The sequence below is a fragment of the Actinosynnema sp. NPDC023587 genome (genome assembly GCF_040640215.1).
Lineage (GTDB): Bacteria > Actinomycetota > Actinomycetes > Mycobacteriales > Pseudonocardiaceae > Actinosynnema.
The window spans coordinates 38,682-63,614 of sequence record NZ_JBFABG010000014.1 but is presented as its reverse complement, the minus strand read 5'-3'; the positions used below and the strand labels follow the sequence as shown (position 1 = coordinate 63,614).

The window sequence follows — 24,933 nt, the reverse complement described above, 5'->3', positions numbered from 1 at the left end:
GGGTCGTGAGGACACGGCCAGGGTCGAAGTGCGAGCCGTCGTGGTGTTGTGCCAGTTCACGACGCAACTGTGAGGCGGCATTCCTGGAGACACTCACTCGGAGGTCCTGTCCGCGTTGGGCACCACCTCGAACAGATCCTCGAAGGCCATCGGTTTCAGCGCGATCAGCGCGCCACCGATGAACGCGGCCCCAGGCTGGATTTCACCCGACAGGACTCGACTGACGGTAGAGCGGTTGACTCCCATCGCCGCCGCGGTGCGGTAATCGGAGCCGAAGCCGGCCAGCAGGGCGGCTTTGCCGAAGGCGTCGGTCCGAAGCTTCACGGTGTAGGTCGTGTTCATAGTTGCTCCGACGGCTGTGCGGTGGTCAGCGCGTGTCACGGTCGTAGCGATTGGCCCAGCTGGCCAGGACGTCGTGGGACTTAACGGGGCTCAGCGCGATTGCGGCGAGACGCCGCATCTTGGCCTGATAGCGGGTGACGGCCTGGGCTCGTCCTGGAAAACGACCGTGGTGTCGGTCTTTGTGTAGACCAGCGGCGGGATCGAATGGTCGAAGGTCAGTAGCGTGGCCGGGTTGCGGAGGACGGCGTGGGACTGCGCCGACATGAGGATTATTCGCGGGTTGCGGTGGGCTCATCCGCACATGAGGGTCAGGTGGAGCAACTGGGCCCGGCATGACGTCCGGAGCGCCGACGATCGTGCGCAGCGCGGCCTCGTGCACGAAGACGGCCATTTCTGGACCGACATCTCGCCGGCGCAGGCGTCCTGCCTGGCGATCCGAGCCATGGCCAGCGTGCGATCACCGGTAAAGGCATATGCGCAGTCCTCGGTCTGCGCGAGGCCGGGAACTTTGAGGGGTTCGTAGGTAGTGATGGTCTGTGCAAGCTGCTCGTGCAGGGTCGGGGCGGTCACGGTGTCGGGTTCGTCGTTGTGAGGGCGGAGAAAGCTACCGTTGTCGGGTTCGTCGGCGATGGCCAGGACGCGGTCACGGGCGGGTTCGTCGGTGCCGAGACGTCCGATAAGGGTGGCGATCTCCCACGCGCTGGTGCCACGGCTACCGGTCTCCAGTTTGCTGAGCTTGCCCAGTGACCAGCCCATCGTCTCGGGGGTGCCCGCGGACGACCTGCGGGCACGATGGCGGATTCGGCGTAGTTCCTCGCCGAGTTCGCGACTGCGCGCATTGCTCAACCGGGGAGCGGTCTTCTCGTCGGCCTCCGTTGGTTGCCCTTGTGACTCGGGCGTGGTGCGCGTGCTCATGTGTCCTCCCGTGAGTTTCACGGCTTCAGCTCCGCTGAAGTCGCCGCCAGGTCAAGAAAGTGTCGGGCGGGCCGTGGGCGGTGAGCTGCGATCCGTGGCTCACCGCGTTCTTCTGATCTATTAGGCGGAACCAGTGGTTCCGGTGAACCCGGCGAGTTCGTCGAAGAGCGTGTACGCCGCCAGGAGGTGTTGTTCTTCCTCGGTGAACTGGGCCGCGTGCAGGTAGGCGTAGAGAACGACGGCCGGGCCGTCGGGCAGGGTGAAGCGGGTAATCGGGTGGTGTTCGATGCCTGGGTACAGTCGTCCTCCGTGCCGGATCACGCGCACGGTCACGTCGCGACGGTCGGCGGCGAAGTCTTCCAGCACGTAGGCGGTGCACCGGTCGACATCGAGTGGTCCGAGGGCGGGGTGGATGCCCAGGGGCGCGAAGATGTCGATCCGCTCTGCGTTGCGGCACAGAGAGTTGATCATGCTCATGGTGAGGGTGCCCCACTGACACCAGACCGTCGACTCGGACGCTGGGACGTCCGGACCGATGCCGCTTTCCAGCTGCCGGATCTTGTTGGGTTCGAGGTCGGTGAGCGCGGCTACTTCGCCCACGGTCAGGCTTGCCGCTTCGCGGATGCGGCGCAGTTCGGTGCCGAGCAGGCGGGCGCATAGCGTGGGCCTGCGGTCCAGCGGGTCGATGTGGCTTGTGTGCGGGGGTTGGTTACCGATTCCGGTCATGAGGATTCTCCAGCTGCGAGTTGGGCGAGGCGGGGGCGGTTGGCGGAGTTGGGTGGGGCGGCGGGGGCCGGGGTTCCTGCCGCTCCGGTAACCGGCTTCTGTCCGGCGCTCTGCGCACCTCGCTCACGCGGGGCAACGTGTCGGGGTGTGCGTGAGCTGCCTGCGAACCGAGCCGGGTGGATCAGCGCGCGAGCCGCTTCACCGTCCTCGGAGTCGGTGCCGTGGTCGGTGTTCGATCGAGTCGTCTCGGGCGAGTCGGAACTCGAGCAGCGCACGGCATGGAGCCGGGATCCTGCGCCACCAGCGTCCGGCTCGGCACTGTCGGCAGTAGCCGTCCGCATCGGGTGTGTGCTGTGCGAGTAGGGCGCGCAGGCCCGCGATCAAGCCGGGCAACTGTGTCCGTGCGGCCAGGGCGGCGGCGTGGTCGTCGCCATCGAGCACGACGTCGCATGTGGCTTCGAGGTCGGACCAGAGTTGGTCACGGATCGCGGCGAATACCACGTGGTTGTTCTGCGCCACCATCACGGCCCACTCCCACGAGCGCCTTGTCGTGCTGCGGTGGTCGTTGCGTTGTCCACTGCCTCGCGGGGCCAGGGGAACAGGGGAATGCCTTCGTGTTGGCGCCATGCCTGGTCGCAGTCACGACATGTGGGCCAGCAGCCGTCGGGGGAACGTGGTGGTGGGTCGTGTGGCATGGTGACGGCAACCCCGCACAGAGTCTGGCCGTCGTCGTTGGCTGCCATCGAGTCGGGGATGGCGTGACGACGTCCCTGGTGCGGCAACCACCGAAACGGTCGGGTCCCCATCAGCGCTGGCCTGGAGCGCGATTCGAGCAAAATCTCGTCGCGCCTGATCGGCTGCGGCGGAGACGGCAGTTGACAGCGAGTGGATCCTTGGCAGCCCAGGTGGTCGTCACCGTAAGCCTCCTCGTTACGCTTGCCCTTTTCCGGTTATTCGGTGAAGCGACGGGTCTTCGAGAATATGAAGCTCGTTGCGAAGGTGAAACGCTGCGCTATGTGGATAGTCAACCGCGTCCGCGCAACACCCGCCATAGAATCCGGCTGCAATCCAGCTGCAATCTTGATCGAATCGAGAAGTGGGTCCTCTGAACCTTTCAGAGGTTTTTTACTCGACAAGCTGTACGTAAAGAAGTGCTCGGCTTGGTTGGTCTGGCCAGGAGTCAGATGATGTTCCATCGCAGGGTGACGTCTTCGTCAATGCTGTGAACACGTCGGATGACCTCGGCCGCTTGAGGGCTGCCGGGTTGGGACTTTCGGGCATTGGTGGTAATCATCCGCAGCTCCCGCAGAGCGCGTAGCTTCGGGTAGCCTTGCCATTCGCGGACGTCGCGCCCGTAAGCTGCGGCGAAGGTCTCGTAGTCGGCGTGGCCGAACCTGCGGCAGTGGACCTCGACGGTGACCAGATCCCATTCGACCGGGCCGAGTGTCACGCCGTCCAGATCGCATAGAATGGCCGACGTCGGGAAACCGCGTACGGCCGCCCGTTCGCCGCCGGTGGCAGGTCGCCACAGGGTGTTGCGATGCTGTGGATCAGTATGAATCAGGCACGGTGACGTTGCCTGGACCAGATGCGCCCAAAAAGTCCGCAGGCCATCCAGCTTTTCCCTGATTACCACTTTGTGCTCATCGCTGAGGATGCGACTGGCATCTGCCGAGCGAGTGATCGCGGTGATCGGATCGAAAGCAGGGAGGTTGATCGACGGTTGCAGCGCCTGATGCAGCGCCAGCAGTGGCTTGGCGATGGCCTCGGTCGATACCGGTCGGTCCTGTGGCAGGTGGTGCCAGAAGGTGACGACGTGATTGTCGATGACGACGGGCTGTTCCACGCCGTGCAGCAGGGGACTGATGGGCACCCGGTGACGGGTCAGCCAGGCGACGAGGGAGACAAGTCCTCGTGCGTTGCTCAGGCTTTGTTGGGGGTTGGAGCCTGGGCGGCTAATCTTGACGACTACGGCGTTCGGAACGTCGCCGACGAGGTAGACGGCGTTGGTGTGGTGGCGCAACACCTGTGCGTCCCGTGCATCCAAGCCGATTGCTGCGCATGCCCGCTGGAGAAGCGGTCGGGTGCGGTCGACGGTGAAGTCGTTTTCGGTCGCGGACGGCCGTGAGGTCACCAGTCAAGTCTGCGGTCAAACGGTTGTCGTGCACCGACCGGGGGACGGTCTTGTCCTCCGTGCGTTCAACGGTGAGCGGCGGATGCTGTGAGCGCTCGCAGTTCCTGCACGGTCTCCGGTACTTGGCCACGAGGTCGGGGCAGTGCCTCCGTCGCGGCGACCACATCGCGGGCGCGGGTCAGCACCACTCCGGTGCGGTGTGCGGGCGGCAACTCCGTGAGCACGGTCAGGGCAAGCGTGGTCGCGCCGACCATGTCACCGCAGCGTGCCTCGGTCAGTGCCTGGTCCAAGCGGATGAGCGCGGGATCGACCACCAGGCGTTCGTCGTCGGCGTAGGCCCTCAAGGCGGCCTCCTGGGCGGCGTGAGCCTGAGAGGTAGCGCCCAGATTCGCCCATGCTCCGGAGGCGTACAAGTACAGACGACCTGGGTTGAAGCGGAAGGCGGCGTACGGGTCGTCTTGCCCGGTCAGTTGGTCGGACAGCTTCTCGGTCAGGCGTCGGGCGTCGTCCAGCGCTTCCCTCACACCACGGGTTTCGCCGAGCTTGCCCAAGGCGCGCGCCTCGGCTGCTGCGGCGAGCGCTGCGGCGTCGCATACCAGGTCGGAGGTCAAGGCACGTGCGCGTCGTGCCAACGCGACCGCGTTCCGCGCGTTCTCGTAGTAGTACGCCAGCATTGTCTGCTGAGCCAACACCAGCGCGACCAGCACCGGATCGTCGGCGTCCCGCGCGGTCAGCAAGGCGGTGCCGTACCACCGGCGTGCGCCGGTGATGTGCTGCAACTTCATGAACGCATCGGCGATCAGCAGCGTCAACGTGGTCGTAGCCGTGGACAGCTGCCGGTGCACGGCCACCGGATGGCGCCGTGCGACCAATGCCTGCATGTCCGCCAAGGCCGGTATCAAGGACTCCAACGCCTGCCCTGGACCGGTTCGGGTGTACTCACCGATGTAGTGCGCTACTTGCTGATCAATTAGTTCCATACGAGCTGGTGAGGCCGACTCGCTCAGGGACGACTCCAGTTGCGTTCGAACCTGTTCGGCGTCATTGTCTACAAGCGGCTCTTGACGGGGTCGATCGCGTGATGAACTTGACTGGCCGTTGTTCAGGGACAACGTATTAGGGGCAGTCGGGGACTGGCCTGGGCCGAGTAGGTTGGCAAGTTCGCTCAAGCTGATGTGAAGTAGTTGCGCAAGAGGGCGTCGGTGGTGTGGCAATGGGGACGTCCTGCCGTTTTCCCAGTTGCCGACTGTAGTGGGGTGCACCCCTAGTGCATCAGCAAGGCTCTCCTGGCTGAACCCGGCTTGATCGCGTGCTTGCGCCAGAGCTTCTCGCGGTACCTTGATCTGCGACCCCATTGCTGCCCTCCGTATGCTGGAATGCACCACGATAGCGGAATAAAGCAATGGCCAGTGGTCCATACCGCGATGGTTGCACCATCCTTCAGGGAGGACACTGGGAAACTTGCGAGAAGGCTATGGACACGTGCTGTGGTGCGTGGGGGTCTGGCAGCTCTCGGCGTGACTGTTGATCAGCTGAGTGCTGCGAGCAGTCTGGCCAAGAAGGTGTCGGCGCTGGCGGTGAGGGCGACGTCGACGGGGTGGCGGTCGGTGGTGATGAAGCTTTCAATGTGGGTGGTGTTGACGATGGGGCGCAGGTCGGCGACGAGCCGGCCGCGGGTGTAGGTGCCGGTGAGCTCAACGGCCACAGCCAGTCGACGGTTGTGGGGTGTCAAAACTCGGCTACAAGGTCTGACCTGCGTTTATGCTGCTGTGGGTTCGTACTCGTTGATCAGGCCGCCGAGGACTGGTCGACGGTGTATCGAGGTGTAGCCCTGCTCTGCGCTCAATTGGTCTGGTCGTGGTGGTGCGAGTTGCAGTGCTCGGTGGGGTCGGCGGTGGTTGTAGTGGGCCGCGTAGCGGCCCAGCACAACCTGCAGGTGGTGTTAGTTGATGATGATCAGTCGGTTGGTGACTTCGTGTCTGACGGTCTCGATGAACCGCTCGGCGTGGGCATCGGCTCGCGGACACCGTGATGGGCTCTTTACGACCTGGATGCCGGCGCTGGGGAAGACCGCGTCGAACGAGGTGGTGGACTGGCCAGCCCGGTCGCGGATGGGGACCGGAAGTCGTCTGCCCGGTCGTGGGAGGCGCAGGAGCAGTGGGGGTTGGGGCGCTAGAGCTGTATGAGGTTCAGGGACATACGAGCGAGGCGGAAGCGGTGCGTCGCAACCTCCGAAAACGACGCAGGTCCAGCACCGTCCAGGTGAGGAAAGCCAGGAACGGCACGGTGAAGACGAGCAGTCCGGCAATCGTCTGGCCGATGCCAGGCCAGCCGCCGGTCGCCGCGATGGTGATCGCCACGATCTCGAACAGGCCCAGCACGGACGTTACTAGCCATAGGACGACACGACCGAACCACTTCGAGGTGGTCGCCGCCTGCCCTTTGAGCGTCGACGTGCGCAGCTCGGTGAGGGTCAACGCGCCGCGCAGTACCGCGCGCTTGCCGACCGGCTCGCGCAACCACTGCTGGCGGAACTGCGCGTCGTAGGGCACGGCCTGTCGTCGAACCGCGCTATGCCAGGCCTCGCGTATACCGTTGCCGAATCCGGCGACGTAGGCGGGCGACGGAGCGAAGTGCGCTTCCGCGGTGCGGTCGGGGGCGGCGAGTGAGCCGAGTTTGCGCGCCACCTGCGGCAGCCACGGCAGGAGTTCGGTGCCCGCGTGTGCCTCACGGGTGACAAGCTGCCGCCAGGTCTCTCGGAAGGGTTCCAGCCACCGCGCGATGTCGAAGTGCACCGTGGCCGCTGCGTCCAGTGCAAACAACGGAAGATCGCCCGCGAATGCCTGGCCGTCGCGATACCCCTGCTGTTCCTCGATCACGCGCGAATCCTGGGGTGCGGCTGGCGTCGGCAGCGGCATCACGAGTTGTGCCACCGGCACGGGGTCTGCTTCCGCCGGGCGTGGCGCAGTAACCTGTTTCACCTTGTGCAGCCAAGCCTTGGCGGCGGTGACGCGCACTACCGTAATCCGGTCGCCGCTGTCCTGCACCGCGAGATACAGGGACTTCGCCTTGTTCCCCGCGGCCACGCCGACGATCATGCCATCGACGTGCGCAAGGTCCACGCTGCGCCCCGTGTCGAGGTCCGCGACGCGCAGGGTGGTGTCGTCGACGTGGGCGACTTCGTTGGCGGACAACGCGACCGGTGCGGTCGCGGCGAGGTTGGCCGGCTGGACGGGCCGGAGCTGCCCGTTGCGGTAGAGGCCGGTGCCAACTCCGCGTTGCACGAGGATCGCGTCGCCCTGCTCGACGGCACGCCCGTGGCAGCCGTGCACAGGAACCGCCCAGGACACCGCTCGGCTGGTGAAATCGACGTTCAGCACGCCGTCGTCGGTGGTGAGCAGCATCGAGTCCGCCCCGGTCAGGGTGAGGCCCGCCGTCCGCGACCGGACGTCGCCGAGCACGACCTCGGTGCGCACGTGGTAGGCCAAGGGGGCGCAGACCGAGACGGCGGAAGGCGAGAAGCTCAGCTGTGGCACCGGGACGTCGTTGCGCAGCAGGGTGCCGAGCGGGATGTAGGCCTGACCCTGGTACGACGCGACGTCGGTGAGGCGGTCGATCATCTCCGCCGGTGGCACGAGGCCGAACAGCATCGCCTCCCAGTGCTCCTGGTCGAGCAGCAGCACGTCCAGCTGGCGGCCCTTGTCGATCCCGGTGAGTGCGCCGGGGGTGTAGCCGGGCATGGAGAGAAACACGCCTGTCACGTTCCGCATGCGCTGGTCCAGGCGGCGCTGGAGCTTGGCGATGGGGTCGATCGGGGTCCGCTTGTCCACCCACTTGGCCTCCAGGATGAACCGCTGGTTGCCGACGCCGAAGGTCACGTCGATCTCACCGGCGTCGCCCTGCTGGTCCGGCTTGGCGGTGAGCCCGAAGCAGGTGAACAGGTCGGCGATCAGGCCGTTAAACTGCTGGCCCCGCCGTTGGGGTGTCAAATGGGGGCGGTCGCGGAGCTCGAGGTACGCATCTATCACTTCACGCCATTTAACCGGGTCCCGTAGTACTCCCATGCACACCTCATCGCTACGTACGGTTACATCTGTTACCGCAGAAGCAACCGCAGATCGCACCCGGCTCATCGCCCTGCCACTCGCGATCAGCTCGTCGGTGGACGAGTCTAGGGCACCTCCGAACTCCAATTGCCGGCTCGTGCCAGTCTTCGAGCTGCTCCTGAACTTCCCCCGGTAGCCCGGTGGCTTTCCAGGCATGGTCCGATAGGGCCTGAAGGGAGCCGTCCGTGGCACCACCGAAGAAGTACCCCGACGAGTTGAGGTCCCGCGCGGTCCGATTGTACCGGGAGTCGGACCCCAAGCCGGTGATCCGGCGCCTGGTCGAGCAACTGGGCGTGCACGCGGAGGCGTTGCGAAACTGGATCCGGCAGGACGAGGCCGACCGCGGTGAGCGGGACGACCGGCCCACGACCACCGAGTCGGAGGAGCTGCGCCTGCTGCGCAAGGAGAACGCGGAACTGAAGCGGGCCAACGAGATTTTGAAGACCGCGTCGGCGTTTTTCGCGGCGGAACTCGATCCGACCCGGCGACGGTCGTGAAGCTCGTGCAGCAGCTTCGCGGCCGCTTCGGGGTCGAGTTCGTCCTCCGGGTCCTGGGCGTCGCCTCCTCCACCTACCACGGCTGGGTGGCCCGCCAGGCCGACCCCGTCGGACCGCGAACGCGAGGACCGGGCGATCACCGCGCAGATCGTCGGCATCCACACCGCCTCGGGCGGCACCTACGGAAGCCCGCGGGTTCACAGGTCCTGCGGCGTCGGGGCATCTGCGTGTCGCGCAAGCGGGTCGAGCGGCTGATGCGCCAGGCCGGCCTGCAGGGCGCCTTCCTGCGCAAACAGCGGCGAACGCCATCGACCAGGCAGGATCCACGGGCCGCACCGGCGCCCGATCGGGTGAACCGGGACTTCACCGCGCCCGCGCCGGACCGGTTGTGGGTCGCCGACGCGACCCGGATCCGCACCGGCGAGGGCGCCTTCTGGCTCGCGGCCGTGCGCGACGCGTTCTCCAACCGGATCGTGGGCTGGAAGACCAGCGACCGCTGCGACACCGACCTCGTGCTCGGCGCCCTGGAATACGCGATCTGGTCCCGCGACGTCCGCGATGGCCAGTTGATCCACCACAGCGACCGCGGGTCGACCTACACGGCCGTACACGGCCTTCCGATTCGCGGAACGGTTGCAGGACAACGGGATCCTGCCCTCGATGGGGTCGGTCGGCGACTCCTACGACAACGCCCTGATGGAGAACTTCTTCTCCACGTTCAAGATCGAGCTGGTCTACCGCCGCTCCTGGCGCACCCGCGACGAGGCCGAGAACGACCTGTTCCGTTATATCGACGGTTTCTACAACGCCGAACGCATCCAGAAGGACCTCGGCTGGCTCAGCCCGGACGAGCACGAAGCCGCCTGGCACGCCTCCCAGGCCGAACCGACTACCATCCCGGCATCACCGACCCGATCCAGGTAACAACCGCCTCGGGTTATCGGGGAACCTCACATGGGGACATCACCATGATCATTCCCAGGGTCCGTGACATTTGGTCACGACTGCCGGAGCGATAACCGGTGAGCACTTCCCGCACGTGGCGGCCAGTTCCAGGACCTGCCATTTCCAGGGCTCGCTCAGCACCGACACCACCGCGCTCGCGATGTCGCCCTGGTCATCGGAGGATGGCCCCGGCCGGTCCGGGATCACCCGGACGCGATCCGAGGTCAGCAACTCCTTCACCGCCCTTTGCGCACCAGTGCCGTGACCTTGGCGCCCTCATCGGGGGTCAGTGGCCCCACCGCGCTCTCCGCGATGATCCCCAGCGCGACGCCGAGATCACGACCGTGCAGGTCCACAGCCGCCTCCGACAGCGCGGTGAGGTCCGCGACGGCGCTGCGGGCCCGCACCCAGCCGGTGGCGCCGACGACCAGGCCAACCGCGAACGCCGGCCACCACAGCGCACCGAGGGCGAACAGCGGCCAAGCCCACCCGGCGACCGCGACACCGGCGGCGAAGGAGGCGTGGGCGGCGGTGATCTCGGTGCGCGTGGTCTCCGGCAGGACCAGCCACAGGCGCGGCCAGGCGAAGGCCAGGTCCAGTCCGTAGCGGTTGCGCGCCACGGCCTCCACGGCGTGCACCCGATCCCCCATCCAGGTCGCGCTCCCCGGCTCGGCCATGGCAAGCGCGTTGACCTTGGCAGCGGCGCGGTCGATCGCGCGCTGCTGGTCCGCGGTGCGCGTGTCCGCCGGGTGTGCCCGCTCCAGCTCGCGCCGCTTCTCCAGGAGCCGGTGCCAGCGGGAGCGCCGCCGCCCGGTTCGCCACCGGACGAGGAACCCCAGCGGCCACGGCCAGGTGCCGAGGAAGACCCGTCTGCTCAGGCCCGCCATCGCCTGGACCACCAGACCGACCGCACTCGCCGCGATGAGCAGTCCCATGACGACCGACGCTTGGGCACCGCCCGACAGCTTCCCGATCGCGGAGACCCGGTCGGTCACGTGCCGTGCCGCCATCGTCCAGTCCAGTGCGTGCCCGTGCCCGAGGTGGAGCCCGAGGACGGCGGCCACGACGAACAGCGCGCCCGGCACGAGCAGCAGGCCGACCCACCGCTCGGCCAGCTTCTTCGCCAGCTCCTGGAAGAAGCCGCCCACCGGTTTACCGGCGCCTCATCGCGGCACCCGTGACCAGGCACCGCGGCACCGGGCCGGCGGGCACCGGCAGGTCATTCCGGTCGCACGCGTCGTCCGGGCACCCGAACGACTCCTCGGCAGCCCGACCCGCACTCATGCCCGGCAGACCGCCGCTCAGCTCGCGCGTCACCTCGTCACCGCTACCGTTCAGCAGTTCGCCCAACAGCGCCAGGACGGGCCTGCGTGCCCGTGCCTCTTGCTCGATGCGGGTCAGCAGCCGCCGGGCGCTCTCAGGTTGGCGCGGCACTCTTCGCGCAACGCCGGCAATTCCGCGCAGAACGCGGTCAACGCCATTTTCTCCGCCGGGTCCACGCCAAGCTCCGTTCTCGTCCGCGGGCTGAGCCGGGGAACGCCGCCCAATCGGCCCGCGGCGCAACCAACGCAGGTCAGGGGATGCTACCGGCGCATCGGGCGGCCTCGTCACGCCCGAATGCACTACACGCCGCACCCTGTCGTCTGTTCGAGTGGAAACGTGTACTCGTCGCTAACACACGGATGATCGGGTGTGATCATACGAATCGATGTCCCCCTTGCCGACCCACCCGCTGAACTGGACGGACGCCCGAGTGCGGGAACTGCGCAACGCACTGAGCACGACGATCTACCGCGAGTCCAAGGTGAAGCCGTGGTGCGGGGGGCGGCCTTCCGCCGGACGGGATCCGCTGGGGCAACCCGCGTGCAGCCTCTGGCTGGACGTGCTGACGACGCTGCGGCCCACCTCGTGCTCCCCGAACTGGTGTGCGGCGGCCCGCAGCCGTCCCGTGCTCGACCGGCGGGTGGACGAACTGCTGGCCGCAACCCCGCCGGTGGCGGCGCCGAGCTGGGACGGTGGCGACTTCCGGTGGCGTGGCTCGGATCACGAGCAGCAGATCTTGGACGGCCAGGAAACGCTGCTCGACATCGCCTTCCTCCAGCACGGCCTGGACCGCGCACGGGCGGTATGCCTGCTCCGGAGCGAAGCGGGTGGCCGGTGCTACCACGGCACCGGTTTCCGGCTCGGTGAGCGCACGCTGCTGAACAGCGCGGCCAGGAGGGAGACGACGCCATGACCTTCGAGGAGCTGTTCGCACGAGTGGGGGCGCGGGCCGACTCGGATGACCACGACGAGTTCATGGCCGATTCCGCGATCACCGATCTGCAAGAGCTGAGGTCGCTGGCTCGACCGGTCACGCCTGGTCGGCACACCGCCGAGGAGAACGCCCGGACACTCGTCACCGAACTGCTGGCCGGAGACCTACACCTCAAGCGGTGGAGTCACCTGCTGAGAACCCGGATGCGGTCTGACGGCCTCCTCGATGCCGCGGCCGCAGAGCTTTACCAGGCCGTGTTGGCCCTCCGCACGGTGATCAAAAGCCCCGAGGGGCCGCCACCAGGCTTCGACTCGGTCGGCGCCGGGCTGTTCGGTCGCCGGCTGTTCGGTTCAGAACCCGACCCAGAGACCCGAGGGAACATCGCCTACTTCCTGTTGGCGAACGCTCCCGAGGACGCAGACCGGCATTACCACGCACTGGCGGTCGACCTGCTGCGCACCGCCGTGGAGGCACTCCCTCCCACCCACCCCGGTCGCCATGAGTGGCGACGACTGTTGGACATGGCCGATCGGCGACGACGTCCGGTCGAACTCGACTGGGAGCAGATCCTCATCGACGAGACATCCCGGTGGCTGTTCTCGCAGGAGCCCCCCGAACGGGTGACGGTGGAGGAGATCGACGCGCGCTGGGAGGAAACGACCGACCGCCTCTGGAAGCGCCTGATGAGCGTTACCGCCGAGTCGAGGCCGGAGCTCCCGGACGAATCCGTGTCCGACGACGCGGCCGCGCTGCTGAGCGCTCTGCGGCGCCCCTCCCCGTCCCTGACGACAACGCAGAGCCGGCGCAGGTACGCGCAGGCGTGCCACCTCAACGCGATCGTGCACATCCTGCGCGCCGCCTTCGGCACGAGGGTCGACCGCGAAGCGGAGATCGCGCGGGCTGTCATCTTCTCGACGTCCGTGGACCAGAGCGAGAACCTGATCCCAGGCCCGGCGGGTTTGCTGATCGGCCGCGATGCCCGCCCGGAGGTGCGGGTCCACCACGCCACGCAATGGCTCATCCGGCCGAAGTCCGGCAGTGTCGATCCGGCGCTCCTCCCCGCCGCCATCATCCTGCTCGTCGAGGTGGTCCGCTCATGTCCCCCCGCCACCCCGGACCACGCCCAGAGCCTGGCCAACCTCGCCACCGCCTACGGTCTCCGGTACGAACGCACGGGTGTGGGCCTCGACCTGGACCAGGCGATCGCGTGCGCCGAGAACACTCTCGCCGTCACCGCCGAAGACGATCCCATGCTCGCCGCACGCCGCGGCAACCTCGCCGTTCTCCGCCTGCACCACGCCCGTCGCACCCGAATGCCGGTCGATCACGACCGGGCGCTCGCAGCTCTTGAGGAAGCGGTGGCGGTCACCCCCGACGACAGCCCGGACCTGTCCCGGATGCTCTCGAACCTCGGTACCGCGTACAGCGAGCGGCGCCTGCTCCCGGGGCGGCGACCGGGCCAAGACCACGCCCCCGCCAACATCACCGACTTGAACAGGGCGATCGAGTGCACCGAACGGGGCCTGACGGTCGGTGGGGACCAGGAAGTGACCCGGGAGTTGTTGTGCAACCTGGGCGTCAATTACCGTGAACGGTACCGGATCCTGGGCGAACTCCCCGACATAGAGTTGGCGATCGCCACCCACGAACGGCACCTGACCGGTTTGGATGTCGGCGACCCCGCCCAGTTGAAGATCATCCCTCACCTGGCGATAGCTTACGAGGAACGCTTCACCGCCAACGGGACCCCCGTGGCCCCCGAAATCCTGCGTGGGCTCGGCCGCCGCGTCGAGTCGTCCAATGGAGGTCTGCCGCACCACCGGCTGTGGGCCTGTCGAAGTCTGGGGGTACTCGCCTGCCGGCTGGGTGAGTACCCGATGGCCAGGACCTTCCTGCGCGAAGCGGTCGAGTTGCTGGCGCTCGTCTTCGTCCCCGAGAACGAGTGGCAGGACCGGGAACAACTGGTCGGCGAGCACATGGGACTCGTCAACGAAGCCATCGCCGCGCACTGCCTGGCGAACGATCCCCGAGGCGCTGTCGACATCGCCGAGCTGGGGCGCGAGGACGTCCTGCCGACGCTGTCGGGCGTCCAGTCCGACCTCAACGCCCTGGAGGACCAGCACCCAGGCGTGGCCGAGGAGCTCCACCGGGTGCGCCGCCTCCTCAACCAACCGCACGGCACCCTGATCGGCGACAGCGGTGCGCAGGCGATAGGCCACAGCGCCTACCGCCCCGGACAACGACTCCGCTTCCAGTCGGAGTACCGGGAGCTGCTCGACCACATCCGCGGGCTGCCGGGGTTCGAGCGGTTCCTGCTACGAGCAGGCTCTCGGCAGCACGGACATGTGACCGACGCCGGATCAGTGGTGCTGGTGAACGCGGACCGCCTGTGCGGCGACGCGATCATCATCCCACCGGGTGGCGACCTGCTGCACATCCCCCTGTCGAAACTGGCCGTCGCCGACGTCATATCCCGCGGTCGCGAATTCCTCGCGGCCGTGCACTTCGGCGCCGGACTCGCAGGTGCGCTGAGGAGGCGACGCGTCATCTCCAAAACCCTGGCCTGGCTCTGGGACGCCATCGCCGAGCCCGTTCTGGCCTCCCTCCCGCCGAACTCCCGGATCTGGTGGATGCCCACCGGCACGCTCTCGCTCTTCCCACTGCACGCCGCCGGGATACCCGGCAAGCCCGGCGTGCTGGACCTCGCGGTGTCCTCCTACACCCCCACGCTGAGCGCCCTGGCCGACGCGCAAGCACGCACGGCGGCCTCGGTTCGAACCCAGCTCACGGTTGCCATGGAGCGAACGCCGGGACTGCCCGACCTGCCCGACGTGGTCCGGGAGGCAGGAACACTGCGTGCGCAGTACCCCCATGCCCTCTACCTGGAGGGTCCCGATGCGAACACCGGCCGGGTGCTGTCAGCGTTACGCGAGGCGACCTGGGCACATTTCGCATGTCACGCATCGCTGGACTTCAGAACACCCTCCCAAGGAGGCCTGTACCTCCACGACGGTCGACTGTCCGTCCCGGACATCAGCTCACTGCACCTGCGCCAAGCCGAACTCGCGTACCTGTCGGCGTGTTCGTCGGCCGGCAAGGGCATCAGGCACGCCGACCAGTCGATCAGCCTCGCGTCGGCGTTCCAGATGATCGGCTTCCGCCACGTCGTCGCGAGCCTGTGGCCACTCCAGGACTCCCACGCCGCCGCGGTGGCCGCCATGTTCTACGAACGGATGCCGGTCGAACCGACGGCGGATGCCGCTCCGCACGTCCTGCGTGACATCGCGATCGACCTCCGCCAGGCCGAGCCGGACCGACCGGAGATGTGGACTCCCCTGATACACCTCGGCCCGTAGGAGTGCGAGCACCCGGGTCGCCGCGGCCGGACCGCCCCGGTCCAGTGCCGCCCGCACCGTGCCCTTGCGGCATCCGGTGAGGACCAGAACATGTCCCGCGAGCTCGTCGACGACCTGGTCCGGGTCGTAGACCGGACGACCCTCATAGTCACGGTCCCTGTTAACCGGTCGTGTGGCCGCAATGGCCTTCTGCCGGAGGGGTGGGGACGGGGAACTCGGAACCTGCGCCCGCGGGATCAGCGGATCGACGCGAGCCCGGCTTGGACCTCCTCTCGATTCATCACGGGGGTCAACTGGACCTTGTGCTTGCCGAAAATGTCGTCCGTGCAGGTCAGGCTGCGTGGTGGTACTCGTTGAGGATGCCGCCCGGTCGTTGTCGTCGGCGGATGTCGAGGCGGGGGAGGGTCGCCTGATCGGTGGCTGGCTGTGGCGGTGGTTGTAGTGGTCGGGCGTTGGCGATGCCTTGGTGGGGTCGGTGGGTGTTGTAGAAGTGCTCGTACTCGTGCAGCGGGTGGAGCAGGTGCTGTTGATTCCAGATCAGCGTTCGGTCGAGGAGTTCACGGCGGCGGCTGCGGATCCAGCGCTCCATGATCGCGTTCATCCGCGGGATGCGGACTCCGCTGAGGACGACCTGGATGCCGGAGTCGGCGAGGACGGCGTCGAACAGGGCGGGGAACTTGCCGTCCCGGTCGCGGATCAGGAAGCGCGCGTGTCGGCCTGCGTCTTCGAGGTCCATGGCGAGGTTCCTGGCGGCTTGGGTGACCCAGGAGGCGGTCGGGTGCGCGGTGGCGCCCAGGACCCTGATTTGGCGGCTGGCGTGCTCGATCACCGCGAGCACGTACAGGCGGGTGCCGTTCAACGTGTGGGTCTCGAAGAAGTCGCGGGCCAGTAGCGCGTCGACCTGCGAGCGGAGGAAGGTCGCCCAGGTTGTCGAGGTGCGTTCGGGTGCTGGGTCGATTCCTGCGTCTTTGAGGATCTGCCGGACGGTGGAGGCTGCGACTGTGATGCCGAGTACGAGGAGTTCGCCGTGGATGCGTCGGTAGCCCCAGGTGGGATTCTCTCGCGCCAGGCGCAGCACGAGGAGCCGGATGGAGCGGATGGTCCGTGGTCGGCCGGGCTGCTTGGGGCGGGACCTGGTGGCGTGGCGGCGCGTGAGGAGGTCCCTATGCCACCGCAGGACCGTTTCCGGCCGGACCAGTAGTCGGAGTCGACGAAGCGTACGCACCGGCAGTCGGTGCAGTAGTGCCGCGAGGAATGCCCGGTCGGCGGGGGAGGACCGCGGACGGGTGTCACCGAGTTGGCGTTCCAGGACGGTGATCTGGTGCCGCAGCGCCAGGATCTCCGTGTCCTTATCGCGATCGCTCGTGGGTAACAGGCGTAGCAGCGCGAAGGCGTTGGTCACGCCCAGGTAGGCCAGTCGCAGTGGCACAGCCGGTCATCATGCCGCGTCGGTCGATGAGGCTGTGGATCACGGGCACTCTACGGGCTATCCGAGCCCTCTTGTCCTGCTCGCACCTCTGACCTGCATGGATGCAGTTATCGGCAGGTACAACGTACAGCACCGGGATCGACGGTTCCAGCCGAGCCCACAGCTCGTCGTCAGGACCTCCTCGCGCACACTGTGATCTTGGAACTCCTGTGGCGTCGACAAAGCCGACACGCCAACTCATTCTGAACTGATCACTTAACCGTGGTTCAGCAGTCGATGTGAATCTTGTCGATGTCGTTGGTGTAGAAGTTGCCCTGCGAACCGACCTCGACCCAGCCGTGCAGGTCGAAGTGGTCCCCGGCCTCGACGTCCCACACGTAGACCCAAACTTTGCCGCTGCCGTAGTTCGCGATCGAGGAGATCTTGTCCTGGAAGGGCCCTCCCCTGAGGTCGTGCGTGCCGCAGCGTGCCGCAGTGAACAACTTGTCACGGCCGTCGGTCCCGTTGTAGTAGCAGGAGTATCCGGCCGCGCAGTCCCAGGCCGCTGCCGCCCCCGCAGGAGCAGCGGACAGGGCCACTGCCAGCAGGCTCGCGCCGCCGACGGCCATCGACTTGATCAGCTTCATATGTCTGCCCTTTCGCGCCAGGTCACGGGAAGTGGCCTGAGTCTGGCCAGCGGGGAGCCGTGCGGATCCCTCTCTGATGCGATTCGCCGGTACACCCGCTTTCGGGTGTCTGCTGCCGACGGGTTCCGGTGTGAGCGGCTGCCTCCATGAACCTTCCGTGTCTTCCCAGGACTCTCCCCTTCGCAGTCTGTCTTGTCGGCTGATGCGGACGTGTCCACTTCCTCGCGGCCGGGCACCGGTGCCATCGCAGGATGGTTCCCGGTATCACCGACCGGTGCTCGCGCAGCCGATGGGGGAGTCGGCGAACGAGCGTGGCGAGCACAGCGCGGTCGGCCCACTCCCACCGCGGGCGGGGGTTGATCCGGCGCAGCACGGCGACCTCGTGCCGCAGTACCAGCAGTTCGAGGTCCTTGGCTGCGGACGACCGGCTGAGCAGGACCAGCCGGTTACCGAGTCGGACGAAGATCAGGTACAGCAGTCGTAATGCCACATTTCACGATCATGCCCTGGAGGTCCGGCGTGCACGATCGTCGCAGCTCAGCATCCCAGTGCAGAGTTCTGACACCCCACAGGCCGGCCTTCCGAGCTGAGGAGTTCGTCCGCGTTCAGGCTGCGAAGATTCCCCACCGGTAGTACCAGCCCGCAAGACCGGAGTTGGTCTCGGGATTGCGGTCGCGGTACGCGCAAGGGCCCGCGCTGTACATCTGACCCGCGTCGGTGTTCTGCTGGATGAAGTGCTGACGCGCCTGCTCGCACGTCTCTGCGGAGTTGTACGCACCGTCGTAGTGGTGGATCCAGTACGCGTAGGCGGGCAGGCTCGTTGCGGTCATCACCGCCCCGGTGAACGCCGTGGTGACCAGAACATTGCGCAACTTCCGCAGACCCGGCATCAGAAGCCTCCGCTCCGAAGAGCCAACGCCGATCAGCTTATCCCGCTACTGCCGGGAATCAATCGCCTCTATAGCCCAGGGCGATCGTGCATACGCGCCCCGCCGCGGAGCGCAGGGATGAGCTCGGTTCCTTGCGGAAGTCCGGCCGGTCCCACGCGGGCGGCACCGTGTCCGGACCGTCCACATCAGACGGCCACAGGTCGTGCGGCAGTCGGGAGGCGGTGCCCGCCGACGAGAGCCGCACATGCCGACCGCCGGTCTCCGCGCGCCCGGTCAGCCCGCGCAGAACGGCGGCGGCCGGCGGGTACCCGGTGCCGTGGTCCGGCGCCGGCGGCACGCCCGGCCGAGCCCTCGGCCACCGCGATGCCGCTGCCCGCGTGCGCCAGGCCGTCGAACCCGCGCCGACCCGCCCACGGCCCGGTCGCGATCCTCGCCATGCCCAGTTCCCTCCGACCAGCCGACCGTGAGCCGTCATGCCCGACGCTCTCGCGCAGTCCGGCGTCGACCGCTTCGTGCAACCAGGCCGAAGATTCCAGCTTACGGAGCCGGGCCGCCACCGATTGTCGGCGGCCGGACTGTGCACGCCCGACCCGCCAGGCGCTGGAGGTGCGGGAGACGGTCCTGGGTATCCGGTTCGGGGCGCGTCTACGGCTGCCCGCCGGGGGTCCGCAGCTGGGGAGACTGCGGTCGATCAGCGGTGCCGTGAGGTCGGCTCAGAGCGAGCCGATCCTGTCGGGTTCCAGAAGTCGGCCATACCGTCTGACCTGGGCTTTAGACTGGAGGTCGGGAGGCCCATGCCACTGGCCACGGCGCGGAGGTACTCCAACCGTCACGCGGTCGTATTCGACATGCCCGCTCGCCTCGTGCAGAGAGCCACGTTAGGGGAAATGGCACGCGGGGGTCGTAGTCGGAGTGGGTGATGATGGCGTGGCAGGGCGAACCTGGGTGGTGCCGTTGAGTCGTGTGATGGTGGTGCCGTCCTCGAACTCGATGCTGCCTTCGATATCGACGTTGAGGCCGTTGAGAGGCCGTCCGAGAGGACCTTCGGGACCGCCGAGTTGGTTGTAGGCGGTCCATATCTGGCGGGGAAGCCAGATGTAGCGGCCGCTGGGAGAGGTGACCATGGCGCCGGGTGCGTGCTCTCCCTTGTCCAAGGGGATGACCTTCGCGTCGGCGCAGGTGATGGGATCCGAGGTGGGGTAGCCCTGCCAGTCGGCCGCCATGCGGGTGTGGGGCTCGGTGTAGTCGATCCACAGCGTGCCGGTCATGACGAAGACATCATGGGGGGCCAGAGCCATCAGGCGGGTCTGGCCGCTCGGGCCCTGCAGATCCTGGCTCATGCCCTGTCCCCAGCGGTGCACCAGTCCCTGGTCATGGACCTGCACCGGGCATCCGAGCTGCTCACGGCCCCCATGTCGCTCGTACGCCTCGATCCACGCACTGCGGTCCCACCGGTAGCTGTCGATGCCCTCCATGACCACGCCGATGTCGTCGCAGGTGGGTAGCGAGGGCTGCTCTGCGGAGGTGGTGTAGGAGAACACGGCCCAGCCGAGCAGGCCTGAGGCGGTCAGGGCGGCCGCAGCCGTGAGCGGGACCCGTGATCGGTGCCGGCCGTCCCGGTCGGTGGACGGTGTGTCGTCTCCGACCGAGGCCGGCGGTGCGGCGGCGGCCCACAGTCGTCGGTAGCGGTCGAGGTCGCCCCCGCAGGCCTCGACGATCTTCTCGGTGACAGGCCAGCTCGGTCGTTTGTCGCCCCGACATGCCTCGGCGATGGTCTGCCCGGAGAAGTTCGCCTTCTTCGCGACCGGCTGGTAGGTGCGGTGCCCGGCTTCCTCGATCAGCGTGCGCAGCGCCACCGCCAACTCCCTGACCTCGGGAGAGCCGGTCATGCGTTCGGCGCGTTTCTTCGGTCGCGGCATGGATTCCCCCTGAGCGGCGGTTTGCTGTGGGTAAAAAAGCGCTTTTGACCTGCGGTTTCTTTGGTGGTCGGGCGGTAGACCAGAGGTGGCGCACCACGGTGGAGCGCCTACCGAGGAAGGGAATACCCAGTGACCACGACAACCGACACCACAGCGGCACCGACCGGCACGCGTCGCGTCCGCGCAGCTGCGGCGGGCGCGCTGCTGGCCATGCTCCTGGGCATGGGATCGGGGGCGGGGGCGGCCATCGCCCACGCCCAGCAAATCCCTGCGGTGAGCGTTGCCGCCGATCGTGCCGTCGGGCAGACCACCGACCACAACACCGCCCCCTACGGGCAGTGCACCTGGGGGGCCTACGAGAAATTCCACCAGGCCACCGGCCTCTGGCCGCTGATCATGGGCAACGCCGCGGACATGGACGACAACGCCCGCGCCCGCGGGTGGACCGTCGTCCTCGACGCCCAGCCCCGCGCCATGGTCGTCTTCGAGCCCGGCATCCACGGCGCCGACCCCACCTACGGACACGTCGCCTGGGTCGACGAGGTCATCTCCCAGGCAGGCACAACCCCGCTGATCAGGATCACTGAGACCAACGCGGGCGGTGCCTGGGGCGAGTTCACCACGCGCACCGTGCAAGACGTCGTGGGCATGAGCTACATCCTGGCCCCGTAGACGCCTGCGGCCCGCCGGCGACCGGCCCGCCCGCCAAGGGCCGGCCGGTCGCCGGCGCTCTGTTGTCAGGGCAGGTAACGGGGTGTCCGACATGCCCCGGCGGCCGTCGCGTCCCGCCGATCATCGGCTGCGCTGGTACACAGGCCCTCATGACGCTGCCCGAGGTGAACCAGCCGTTTAGCATGTCCGGCCGGTTCTGGAAGCCCGACGCATCCGACAAGCACGTTCCCAGCGCCTCTACCGCACCGAGGAGGGCATCCGCGTCCAATTGTTCGACGACCTGCGTCCCGGACCGAGATACGTCGCCATGGACCCGGATGACGGAAACACCTTCTACGAGGAGGTCCCCTCACTGCACCGGGACGACCCACTCACGCTGCACGGACGCGTCACCGGAGGCCACCGTGTCACCGCGCGCGAATGCATCACCGTCCAGTCGAAGGAGAGCGGGATCAACCCGAAGGTGGCCGAGTACGTCCTCGAACCACGCCACGTGCTCTTCGGCGGACACACCACCGGCCCCGACCAGGAGTTCACCGGCATCAGGATCCGCACCGTCGACCTCGACGAGTGGGCGAACCTCCCCGGCTTCACCCACGGCCGCACCCAGGACGACACCTGGCACATCAGCCTGCGCCTGGAAGGCTCCGAACCGGTCCCCCTGGCCAGCGGTGCCAGCCTGGCCCTCACCCAGACCGCGCGCTTGACTCCGCCCACGCCCCGCGGCGGTGCGATCACGCGGGAGACCCGGCTCAAGATCACCGATCTGGCACCGGCCACCTCCCAACAGCTCGACAGGAGCATCCTTACACCGCTGACCACCCTGATCTGCCTGTGCACCGGACAGGACAAGCCCGCCACCCACATCGAGCTCACCGTCGACGGACAGCAGTGGCTCTCCCTCGCCGCAGACCACCTCAGCCCACCCCGAACCTCCAAGAACAGGGAGCCTCTCGCAGGGCTGGCCGATCTCGGCCTGAGAGGGCATCTGATCTACTTTTGGGAGAGTATGCCCGTTTTGTGTAGATCGTTTCGCCAGGTTTGGGTGGATTCGTCGGTCAGAACGCGGCTCATTATGTTAGCCATGGCCCAGTGGACCATGGTGCGTGAGCGTTGCGGCAGGGTCTCGTAGTCGCGCGCGAGTCGACGGTGCTGCATCAGCCACCCCAGAGTGCGTTCGACGACCCAACGCCTGGGCAATACGTGAAACCCTTTAGCCGCAATACGTTTGACGACCTTCACGCGGATACCGAGTGTGACGCCGTGACGTAGTACCTCGTTTTTGTAGCCGCCGTCCACCCAGGCCATGGACACGGTCGGGTGCGCCACGGCCAGGTGGTCCAGGAGTTGCCGACCGGCGGGCGAGTCCTGGACCGAGGCCGCCGTCACCATCACCGCGAGCAGCAGGCCCAGTACGTCGGTGGCGATGTGCCGCTTGCGGCCCTTGATCTTCTTTCCCGCGTCGATGCCCTGGCTGGATTCGTTGACGTTGCAGGAGGTTTTCACGCTTTGCGAGTCGAGAATCGCCGCCGTCGGAGCAGCCTCCCGTCCACTTGCGACACGAACCCGGTCCCGCAGCAGATCGTGTAACGCCTCGGCGGTGCCGTCGGCCTCCCACTTGGCGTAGTAGTCGTAGACAGTCTTGTGCGGCGGGAAGTCGTGCGGAAGGTAGGCCCATGTGATTCCGGTCCGGCACACGTAGAGGATCGCGTTCACGATCTCCCGCAAGTCGTGCACCCGTGCCGCGGTTCCTGGCCCGCGCCGGGCGGCACGCCACGCCGTCAACGTCGGTTCGATCAACGCCCACCGGGCATCGGACAGGTCACTGGGGTACGCACGCCGAGAGCTCACAGTTGATCAACTCTAGAGCGATCACCAAACCGGACAAACCGTCCAACGCAAGATCAGATGCCCTCTAACTGAGTGACTACGGGTTCAGCTCGCGGCGGGGAAGATGCGGTCCATCGCGATAGCGCCTTCCTGCATGACGGGCACGATCTGGTGTCGGTAGACGACTTCGGTGACCGCTGTGCCGCTGTGCCCGATCAGGCGTGCGATGTCCTCGATCCGTACGCCGCTGGCGGACATGACCGACACGAAGCTGTGCCGCATCTCCCGTGGTGTCCACTCCTGGGGGCGCAGGCCCCAAGTTTGTGGCCGACGACCTCGGGATCAACCACGAGACGCTGCGCAACTGGATCCGGCTCGACGACGCGCAGCACACCGGAACATCCGCCACCACTCCCGCGAGCATGTCGGCCTCGTCGGAGGACGAGAACGCCGCGTTGCGTCGGCGGATTCGCGAGTCGGAGGAGGAGCGGGACATCCTGCGCAAGGCGGCGAAATATTTCGCCGGGGAGACGCGCTGGTGGGAGCCGTAAATTAACTACTGCCTGCTTTGATCATCTTTTCGTGGTGTTCGATCGCGGCTTTCAGGGCTTCGAGCGTGAGGGGTGGGTGGGTTCGGCGAGGCGGGCCGAGGACCGCGGCGGTGTTGCGTCTGGCGAAGGCCAACAGCGGTCTGGTCCGATGGGCGTGGTAGCTCAGGGTGTTGCGGTCCCGGCGGAGTAATCGGGCCGCTAAGGTCAGGGTGATTGTGTTGCGGCAACTCAGGATTGCCGCAAGTACGCGGTGACGGTGGTCGAGGAACCCGAAGCCGGGGTTGTATCCACGACGGTCGATGCCCTGCCTCTTCTGACGCTCCGCTTCGGCCAGAAGCTTGCGGCAGGGTTCGAGTTCGTCCACGAGCCGGTCGAAGTGTTCGCGGGTCATGCCGGTCAGGGCAGGATGGGTGAGCAGGAAGGTGGCTTCGGCCGGGATCGCGGGCAGTCGACGTGTCGGCTCGATCGGTGCTTCCGCATCGGGATCGCGCGGAGCAATGGCGTAGTTCCATTCGCCGCGGAACTCCTCGCGTTCGACGCGGTGCGCGACGGCCTGGCGTTCGGACTTGGTCAGCGTGCGGCCGGTGGGGTAGTCGTTGTGGTCCAGCGTGGCCTTGACGATCAGCCCGGTGCGGGTGCGGGTGGCCGAGATGCTTCGAAGCAGTACCTCGTAGCTGGTCAAGGGTTGCCCGCGCAAGCTGTGGGTGATGCGGGAGAACAGTCGGTGCTCGACTTTGTTCCACTTCGAGGTTCCCGGCGGGAAGTGCTTGACGGTGATGGTGAGCCCCGACTCGTCGCAGAACGTGGCGATGTCCGTCTTGAACAGGGTGGAGTCGGCGGAGTTCGCGCCGCCGGCGTCGGCGGTGACCAGCAGCCTGGTGGCGACGGGGTAGTCGAGGCGGCCCTGGTCGTTCCACCAGCGGCGCAAGGACTCCACCGCGAAGGCGGCGGTGTTGCGGTCGGTGCCGACGTTCACCCAGCCGCTGTCGCGCCCGACGTCGTAGACGCCGTAGGGAATGGCGATCGGGGTGTCGGGGTAGGTGAAGTCGTGGTCCGGGGCGGTGATCGGTCGTCCGTGGGGGCGCCAGGTGCGGCCGGCGCGGGCGAAGTCGCCGATCGGCTCCTTCTTCTTGGCATCCACGCTCACCACCGGTAAACCGGCCGCCAGGAACGACTCGACGGCCGCGTTGATGTGCCGGAACTGGGCATCGCGGTCCGGCACCTGGCTGCCGGCGCGGATCTTGGCCATGCCCTGCAGGCTGAATCCCATCCTGTGCAACAGCCTGCCGACCACCGGGGCGCTGACCGGGTGCCCCGCAGCGGTCAACTCCCGGGCCAGGTCGCGCAGCGAGGCGGTGGTCCAGCGCAACGGAGACACCGGGTCGCCGAGCTCCCGCGGCTCGATCAACGCCTCCAGCGCCGGCACCAGGCCGGGATCGTTCTCGGCCGCAGACTTGCGCCCACCACCGGGCCTGCGCACCCGCCCCAGCGGTTCGGCGCCGCCGACGAGTTCGACACGGCCACGCGTGATGGTCGACTGCGACACCTCCGCCAGCCTGGCCACCACGCCGACCCCGCCGTGCCCCAACGCCTCTGCCTCGGTCGCCAGATACAAACGCCGCCGGCGCTCGTCCAGATGCGGTAACAACGCCGCGAACTTCACACCCAGCACCGCCAGGACCCGGTCCGATATCCCCACGACAGCCATGTACCACAGAGATGATCATGATGAAGTCGA

Annotated in this window: 23 protein-coding genes and 3 pseudogenes; 8 read left to right on the top strand and 18 right to left on the bottom strand. The window is 67.2% G+C overall.

What is annotated here, in order from left to right:
- Window positions 1–93 precede the first annotated feature (93 nt).
- The 9 genes and pseudogenes from AB0G01_RS29025 to AB0G01_RS28985 all read right to left on the bottom strand — a co-directional run bounded on the left by AB0G01_RS29025 (window position 94) and on the right by AB0G01_RS28985 (window position 8,145).
- Window positions 94–342 carry a transcriptional regulator gene (locus tag AB0G01_RS29025; RefSeq protein WP_360951764.1) on the bottom strand — a complete coding sequence of 83 codons (249 nt, stop codon included), beginning with the start codon at window positions 340–342 and terminating at the stop codon, window positions 94–96.
- A 291-nt stretch (window positions 343–633) separates the two neighbouring features.
- Window positions 634–1,257 (bottom strand): Scr1 family TA system antitoxin-like transcriptional regulator, encoded by a 624-nt coding sequence (locus AB0G01_RS29020; RefSeq protein ID WP_360951761.1) that lies wholly within the window; start codon window positions 1,255–1,257, stop codon window positions 634–636.
- A 120-nt stretch (window positions 1,258–1,377) separates the two neighbouring features.
- Window positions 1,378–1,983, bottom strand: a complete 606-nt coding sequence (locus AB0G01_RS29015; RefSeq protein ID WP_360951758.1) for a helix-turn-helix domain-containing protein — start codon at window positions 1,981–1,983, stop codon at window positions 1,378–1,380.
- A 521-nt stretch (window positions 1,984–2,504) separates the two neighbouring features.
- Window positions 2,505–2,789, bottom strand: a complete 285-nt coding sequence (locus AB0G01_RS29010) for a zinc finger protein (protein WP_360951755.1) — start codon at window positions 2,787–2,789, stop codon at window positions 2,505–2,507.
- A 374-nt stretch (window positions 2,790–3,163) separates the two neighbouring features.
- Window positions 3,164–4,117 carry a phosphotransferase gene (locus AB0G01_RS29005; protein WP_360951752.1) on the bottom strand — a complete coding sequence of 318 codons (954 nt, stop codon included), beginning with the start codon at window positions 4,115–4,117 and terminating at the stop codon, window positions 3,164–3,166.
- Between the two features lie 65 nt (window positions 4,118–4,182).
- Window positions 4,183–5,007, bottom strand: a complete 825-nt coding sequence (locus tag AB0G01_RS29000; protein ID WP_360952137.1) for a hypothetical protein — start codon at window positions 5,005–5,007, stop codon at window positions 4,183–4,185.
- Window positions 5,008–5,277: 270 nt separating this feature from the next.
- Window positions 5,278–5,472 (bottom strand): annotated as a pseudogene (locus tag AB0G01_RS28995) (helix-turn-helix transcriptional regulator); the annotation flags it as partial.
- 173 nt (window positions 5,473–5,645) lie between these two features.
- The gene (locus tag AB0G01_RS28990; RefSeq protein ID WP_360951749.1) at window positions 5,646–5,822 is read right to left on the bottom strand and encodes a hypothetical protein; all 177 of its coding nucleotides are present in this window, start codon (window positions 5,820–5,822) and stop codon (window positions 5,646–5,648) included.
- 484 nt (window positions 5,823–6,306) lie between these two features.
- Complete coding sequence (locus tag AB0G01_RS28985) at window positions 6,307–8,145, bottom strand: restriction endonuclease (protein ID WP_360951746.1); 1,839 nt, start codon at window positions 8,143–8,145, stop codon at window positions 6,307–6,309.
- Between the two features lie 263 nt (window positions 8,146–8,408).
- Here AB0G01_RS28985 and AB0G01_RS28980 point away from each other — a divergent pair, with 263 nt between their 5' ends.
- The 3 genes and pseudogenes from AB0G01_RS28980 to AB0G01_RS28970 all read left to right on the top strand — a co-directional run bounded on the left by AB0G01_RS28980 (window position 8,409) and on the right by AB0G01_RS28970 (window position 9,644).
- Complete coding sequence (locus tag AB0G01_RS28980) at window positions 8,409–8,720, top strand: transposase (protein ID WP_360951743.1); 312 nt, start codon at window positions 8,409–8,411, stop codon at window positions 8,718–8,720.
- Window positions 8,717–9,313: pseudogene (locus AB0G01_RS28975) on the top strand (DDE-type integrase/transposase/recombinase); the annotation flags it as partial. The gene AB0G01_RS28980 and the pseudogene AB0G01_RS28975, both read left to right, overlap by 4 nt.
- A 40-nt stretch (window positions 9,314–9,353) precedes the next feature.
- Window positions 9,354–9,644, top strand: a complete 291-nt coding sequence (locus AB0G01_RS28970) for an IS3 family transposase (RefSeq protein ID WP_360951740.1) — start codon at window positions 9,354–9,356, stop codon at window positions 9,642–9,644.
- A 48-nt stretch (window positions 9,645–9,692) separates the two neighbouring features.
- Here AB0G01_RS28970 and AB0G01_RS28965 read toward each other — a convergent pair whose 3' ends face one another.
- Window positions 9,693–9,905 (bottom strand): hypothetical protein, encoded by a 213-nt coding sequence (locus AB0G01_RS28965; protein WP_360951737.1) that lies wholly within the window; start codon window positions 9,903–9,905, stop codon window positions 9,693–9,695.
- Window positions 9,902–10,813, bottom strand: coding sequence for a hypothetical protein (locus AB0G01_RS28960; RefSeq protein ID WP_360951734.1), 912 nt, complete (start codon window positions 10,811–10,813; stop codon window positions 9,902–9,904). Before AB0G01_RS28960 ends, AB0G01_RS28965 begins: the two co-directional genes overlap by 4 nt.
- 560 nt (window positions 10,814–11,373) lie before the next feature.
- Here AB0G01_RS28960 and AB0G01_RS28955 point away from each other — a divergent pair.
- Together AB0G01_RS28955 and AB0G01_RS28950 are read left to right on the top strand one after the other, a co-directional pair.
- Window positions 11,374–11,901, top strand: a complete 528-nt coding sequence (locus AB0G01_RS28955; protein ID WP_360951731.1) for a hypothetical protein — start codon at window positions 11,374–11,376, stop codon at window positions 11,899–11,901.
- Window positions 11,898–15,278 (top strand): CHAT domain-containing protein, encoded by a 3,381-nt coding sequence (locus tag AB0G01_RS28950; RefSeq protein WP_360951728.1) that lies wholly within the window; start codon window positions 11,898–11,900, stop codon window positions 15,276–15,278. The genes AB0G01_RS28955 and AB0G01_RS28950 overlap by 4 nt, the downstream gene beginning before the upstream one ends.
- A gap of 331 nt (window positions 15,279–15,609) precedes the next feature.
- Here AB0G01_RS28950 and AB0G01_RS28945 read toward each other — a convergent pair whose 3' ends face one another.
- The 4 genes from AB0G01_RS28945 to AB0G01_RS28930 form a co-directional block, all read right to left on the bottom strand.
- Complete coding sequence (locus AB0G01_RS28945; protein WP_360951725.1) at window positions 15,610–16,707, bottom strand: integrase core domain-containing protein; 1,098 nt, start codon at window positions 16,705–16,707, stop codon at window positions 15,610–15,612.
- A gap of 266 nt (window positions 16,708–16,973) precedes the next feature.
- The gene (locus AB0G01_RS28940) at window positions 16,974–17,333 is read right to left on the bottom strand and encodes a peptidase inhibitor family I36 protein (RefSeq protein ID WP_360951722.1); all 360 of its coding nucleotides are present in this window, start codon (window positions 17,331–17,333) and stop codon (window positions 16,974–16,976) included.
- A 605-nt stretch (window positions 17,334–17,938) separates the two neighbouring features.
- The gene (locus tag AB0G01_RS28935; protein WP_360951719.1) at window positions 17,939–18,223 is read right to left on the bottom strand and encodes a hypothetical protein; all 285 of its coding nucleotides are present in this window, start codon (window positions 18,221–18,223) and stop codon (window positions 17,939–17,941) included.
- A gap of 878 nt (window positions 18,224–19,101) precedes the next feature.
- The gene (locus tag AB0G01_RS28930) at window positions 19,102–20,142 is read right to left on the bottom strand and encodes a helix-turn-helix transcriptional regulator (RefSeq protein WP_360951716.1); all 1,041 of its coding nucleotides are present in this window, start codon (window positions 20,140–20,142) and stop codon (window positions 19,102–19,104) included.
- A 129-nt stretch (window positions 20,143–20,271) separates the two neighbouring features.
- On the opposite strand from AB0G01_RS28930, the gene AB0G01_RS28925 reads away from it, so the two are divergent.
- Window positions 20,272–20,814: a CHAP domain-containing protein gene (locus AB0G01_RS28925; protein WP_360951713.1), complete on the top strand. Its 543-nt coding sequence runs from the start codon at window positions 20,272–20,274 to the stop codon at window positions 20,812–20,814.
- A gap of 196 nt (window positions 20,815–21,010) precedes the next feature.
- Window positions 21,011–21,694, top strand: a pseudogene (locus tag AB0G01_RS28920) (hypothetical protein); the annotation flags it as partial.
- Between the two features lie 113 nt (window positions 21,695–21,807).
- Here the strand turns inward: AB0G01_RS28920 and AB0G01_RS28915 are convergent.
- The gene (locus AB0G01_RS28915) at window positions 21,808–22,665 is read right to left on the bottom strand and encodes an IS5 family transposase (RefSeq protein WP_360951710.1); all 858 of its coding nucleotides are present in this window, start codon (window positions 22,663–22,665) and stop codon (window positions 21,808–21,810) included.
- An 84-nt stretch (window positions 22,666–22,749) separates the two neighbouring features.
- Window positions 22,750–22,926, bottom strand: a complete 177-nt coding sequence (locus tag AB0G01_RS28910; RefSeq protein WP_360951707.1) for a hypothetical protein — start codon at window positions 22,924–22,926, stop codon at window positions 22,750–22,752.
- Window positions 22,927–22,967: 41 nt separating this feature from the next.
- On the opposite strand from AB0G01_RS28910, the gene AB0G01_RS28905 reads away from it, so the two are divergent.
- A complete protein-coding gene (locus tag AB0G01_RS28905) occupies window positions 22,968–23,195 on the top strand; it encodes a transposase (RefSeq protein WP_360951704.1) in 228 nt (75 codons plus the stop codon).
- Window position 23,196: 1 nt separating this feature from the next.
- Here AB0G01_RS28905 and AB0G01_RS28900 read toward each other — a convergent pair whose 3' ends face one another.
- Window positions 23,197–24,858: an ISAzo13 family transposase gene (locus AB0G01_RS28900; protein WP_360951701.1), complete on the bottom strand. Its 1,662-nt coding sequence runs from the start codon at window positions 24,856–24,858 to the stop codon at window positions 23,197–23,199.
- Window positions 24,859–24,933: the final 75 nt, after the last annotated feature.

What these genes read in the sequence shown, in the direction of transcription:
- AB0G01_RS29025 (WP_360951764.1), bottom strand. Translation starts at nt 342, where the DNA reads ATGAACACGACCTACACCGTGAAGCTTCGGACCGACGCCTTCGGCAAA.
- AB0G01_RS29020 (WP_360951761.1), bottom strand. Translation starts at nt 1,257, where the DNA reads ATGAGCACGCGCACCACGCCCGAGTCACAAGGGCAACCAACGGAGGCC.
- AB0G01_RS29015 (WP_360951758.1), bottom strand. Translation starts at nt 1,983, where the DNA reads ATGACCGGAATCGGTAACCAACCCCCGCACACAAGCCACATCGACCCG.
- AB0G01_RS29010 (WP_360951755.1), bottom strand. Translation starts at nt 2,789, where the DNA reads ATGGGGACCCGACCGTTTCGGTGGTTGCCGCACCAGGGACGTCGTCAC.
- AB0G01_RS28955 (WP_360951731.1), top strand. Translation starts at nt 11,374, where the DNA reads ATGTCCCCCTTGCCGACCCACCCGCTGAACTGGACGGACGCCCGAGTG.
- AB0G01_RS28950 (WP_360951728.1), top strand. Translation starts at nt 11,898, where the DNA reads ATGACCTTCGAGGAGCTGTTCGCACGAGTGGGGGCGCGGGCCGACTCG.
- AB0G01_RS28940 (WP_360951722.1), bottom strand. Translation starts at nt 17,333, where the DNA reads ATGAAGCTGATCAAGTCGATGGCCGTCGGCGGCGCGAGCCTGCTGGCA.
- AB0G01_RS28935 (WP_360951719.1), bottom strand. Translation starts at nt 18,223, where the DNA reads ATGCCGGGTCTGCGGAAGTTGCGCAATGTTCTGGTCACCACGGCGTTC.
- AB0G01_RS28930 (WP_360951716.1), bottom strand. Translation starts at nt 20,142, where the DNA reads ATGCCGCGACCGAAGAAACGCGCCGAACGCATGACCGGCTCTCCCGAG.
- AB0G01_RS28910 (WP_360951707.1), bottom strand. Translation starts at nt 22,926, where the DNA reads ATGCGGCACAGCTTCGTGTCGGTCATGTCCGCCAGCGGCGTACGGATC.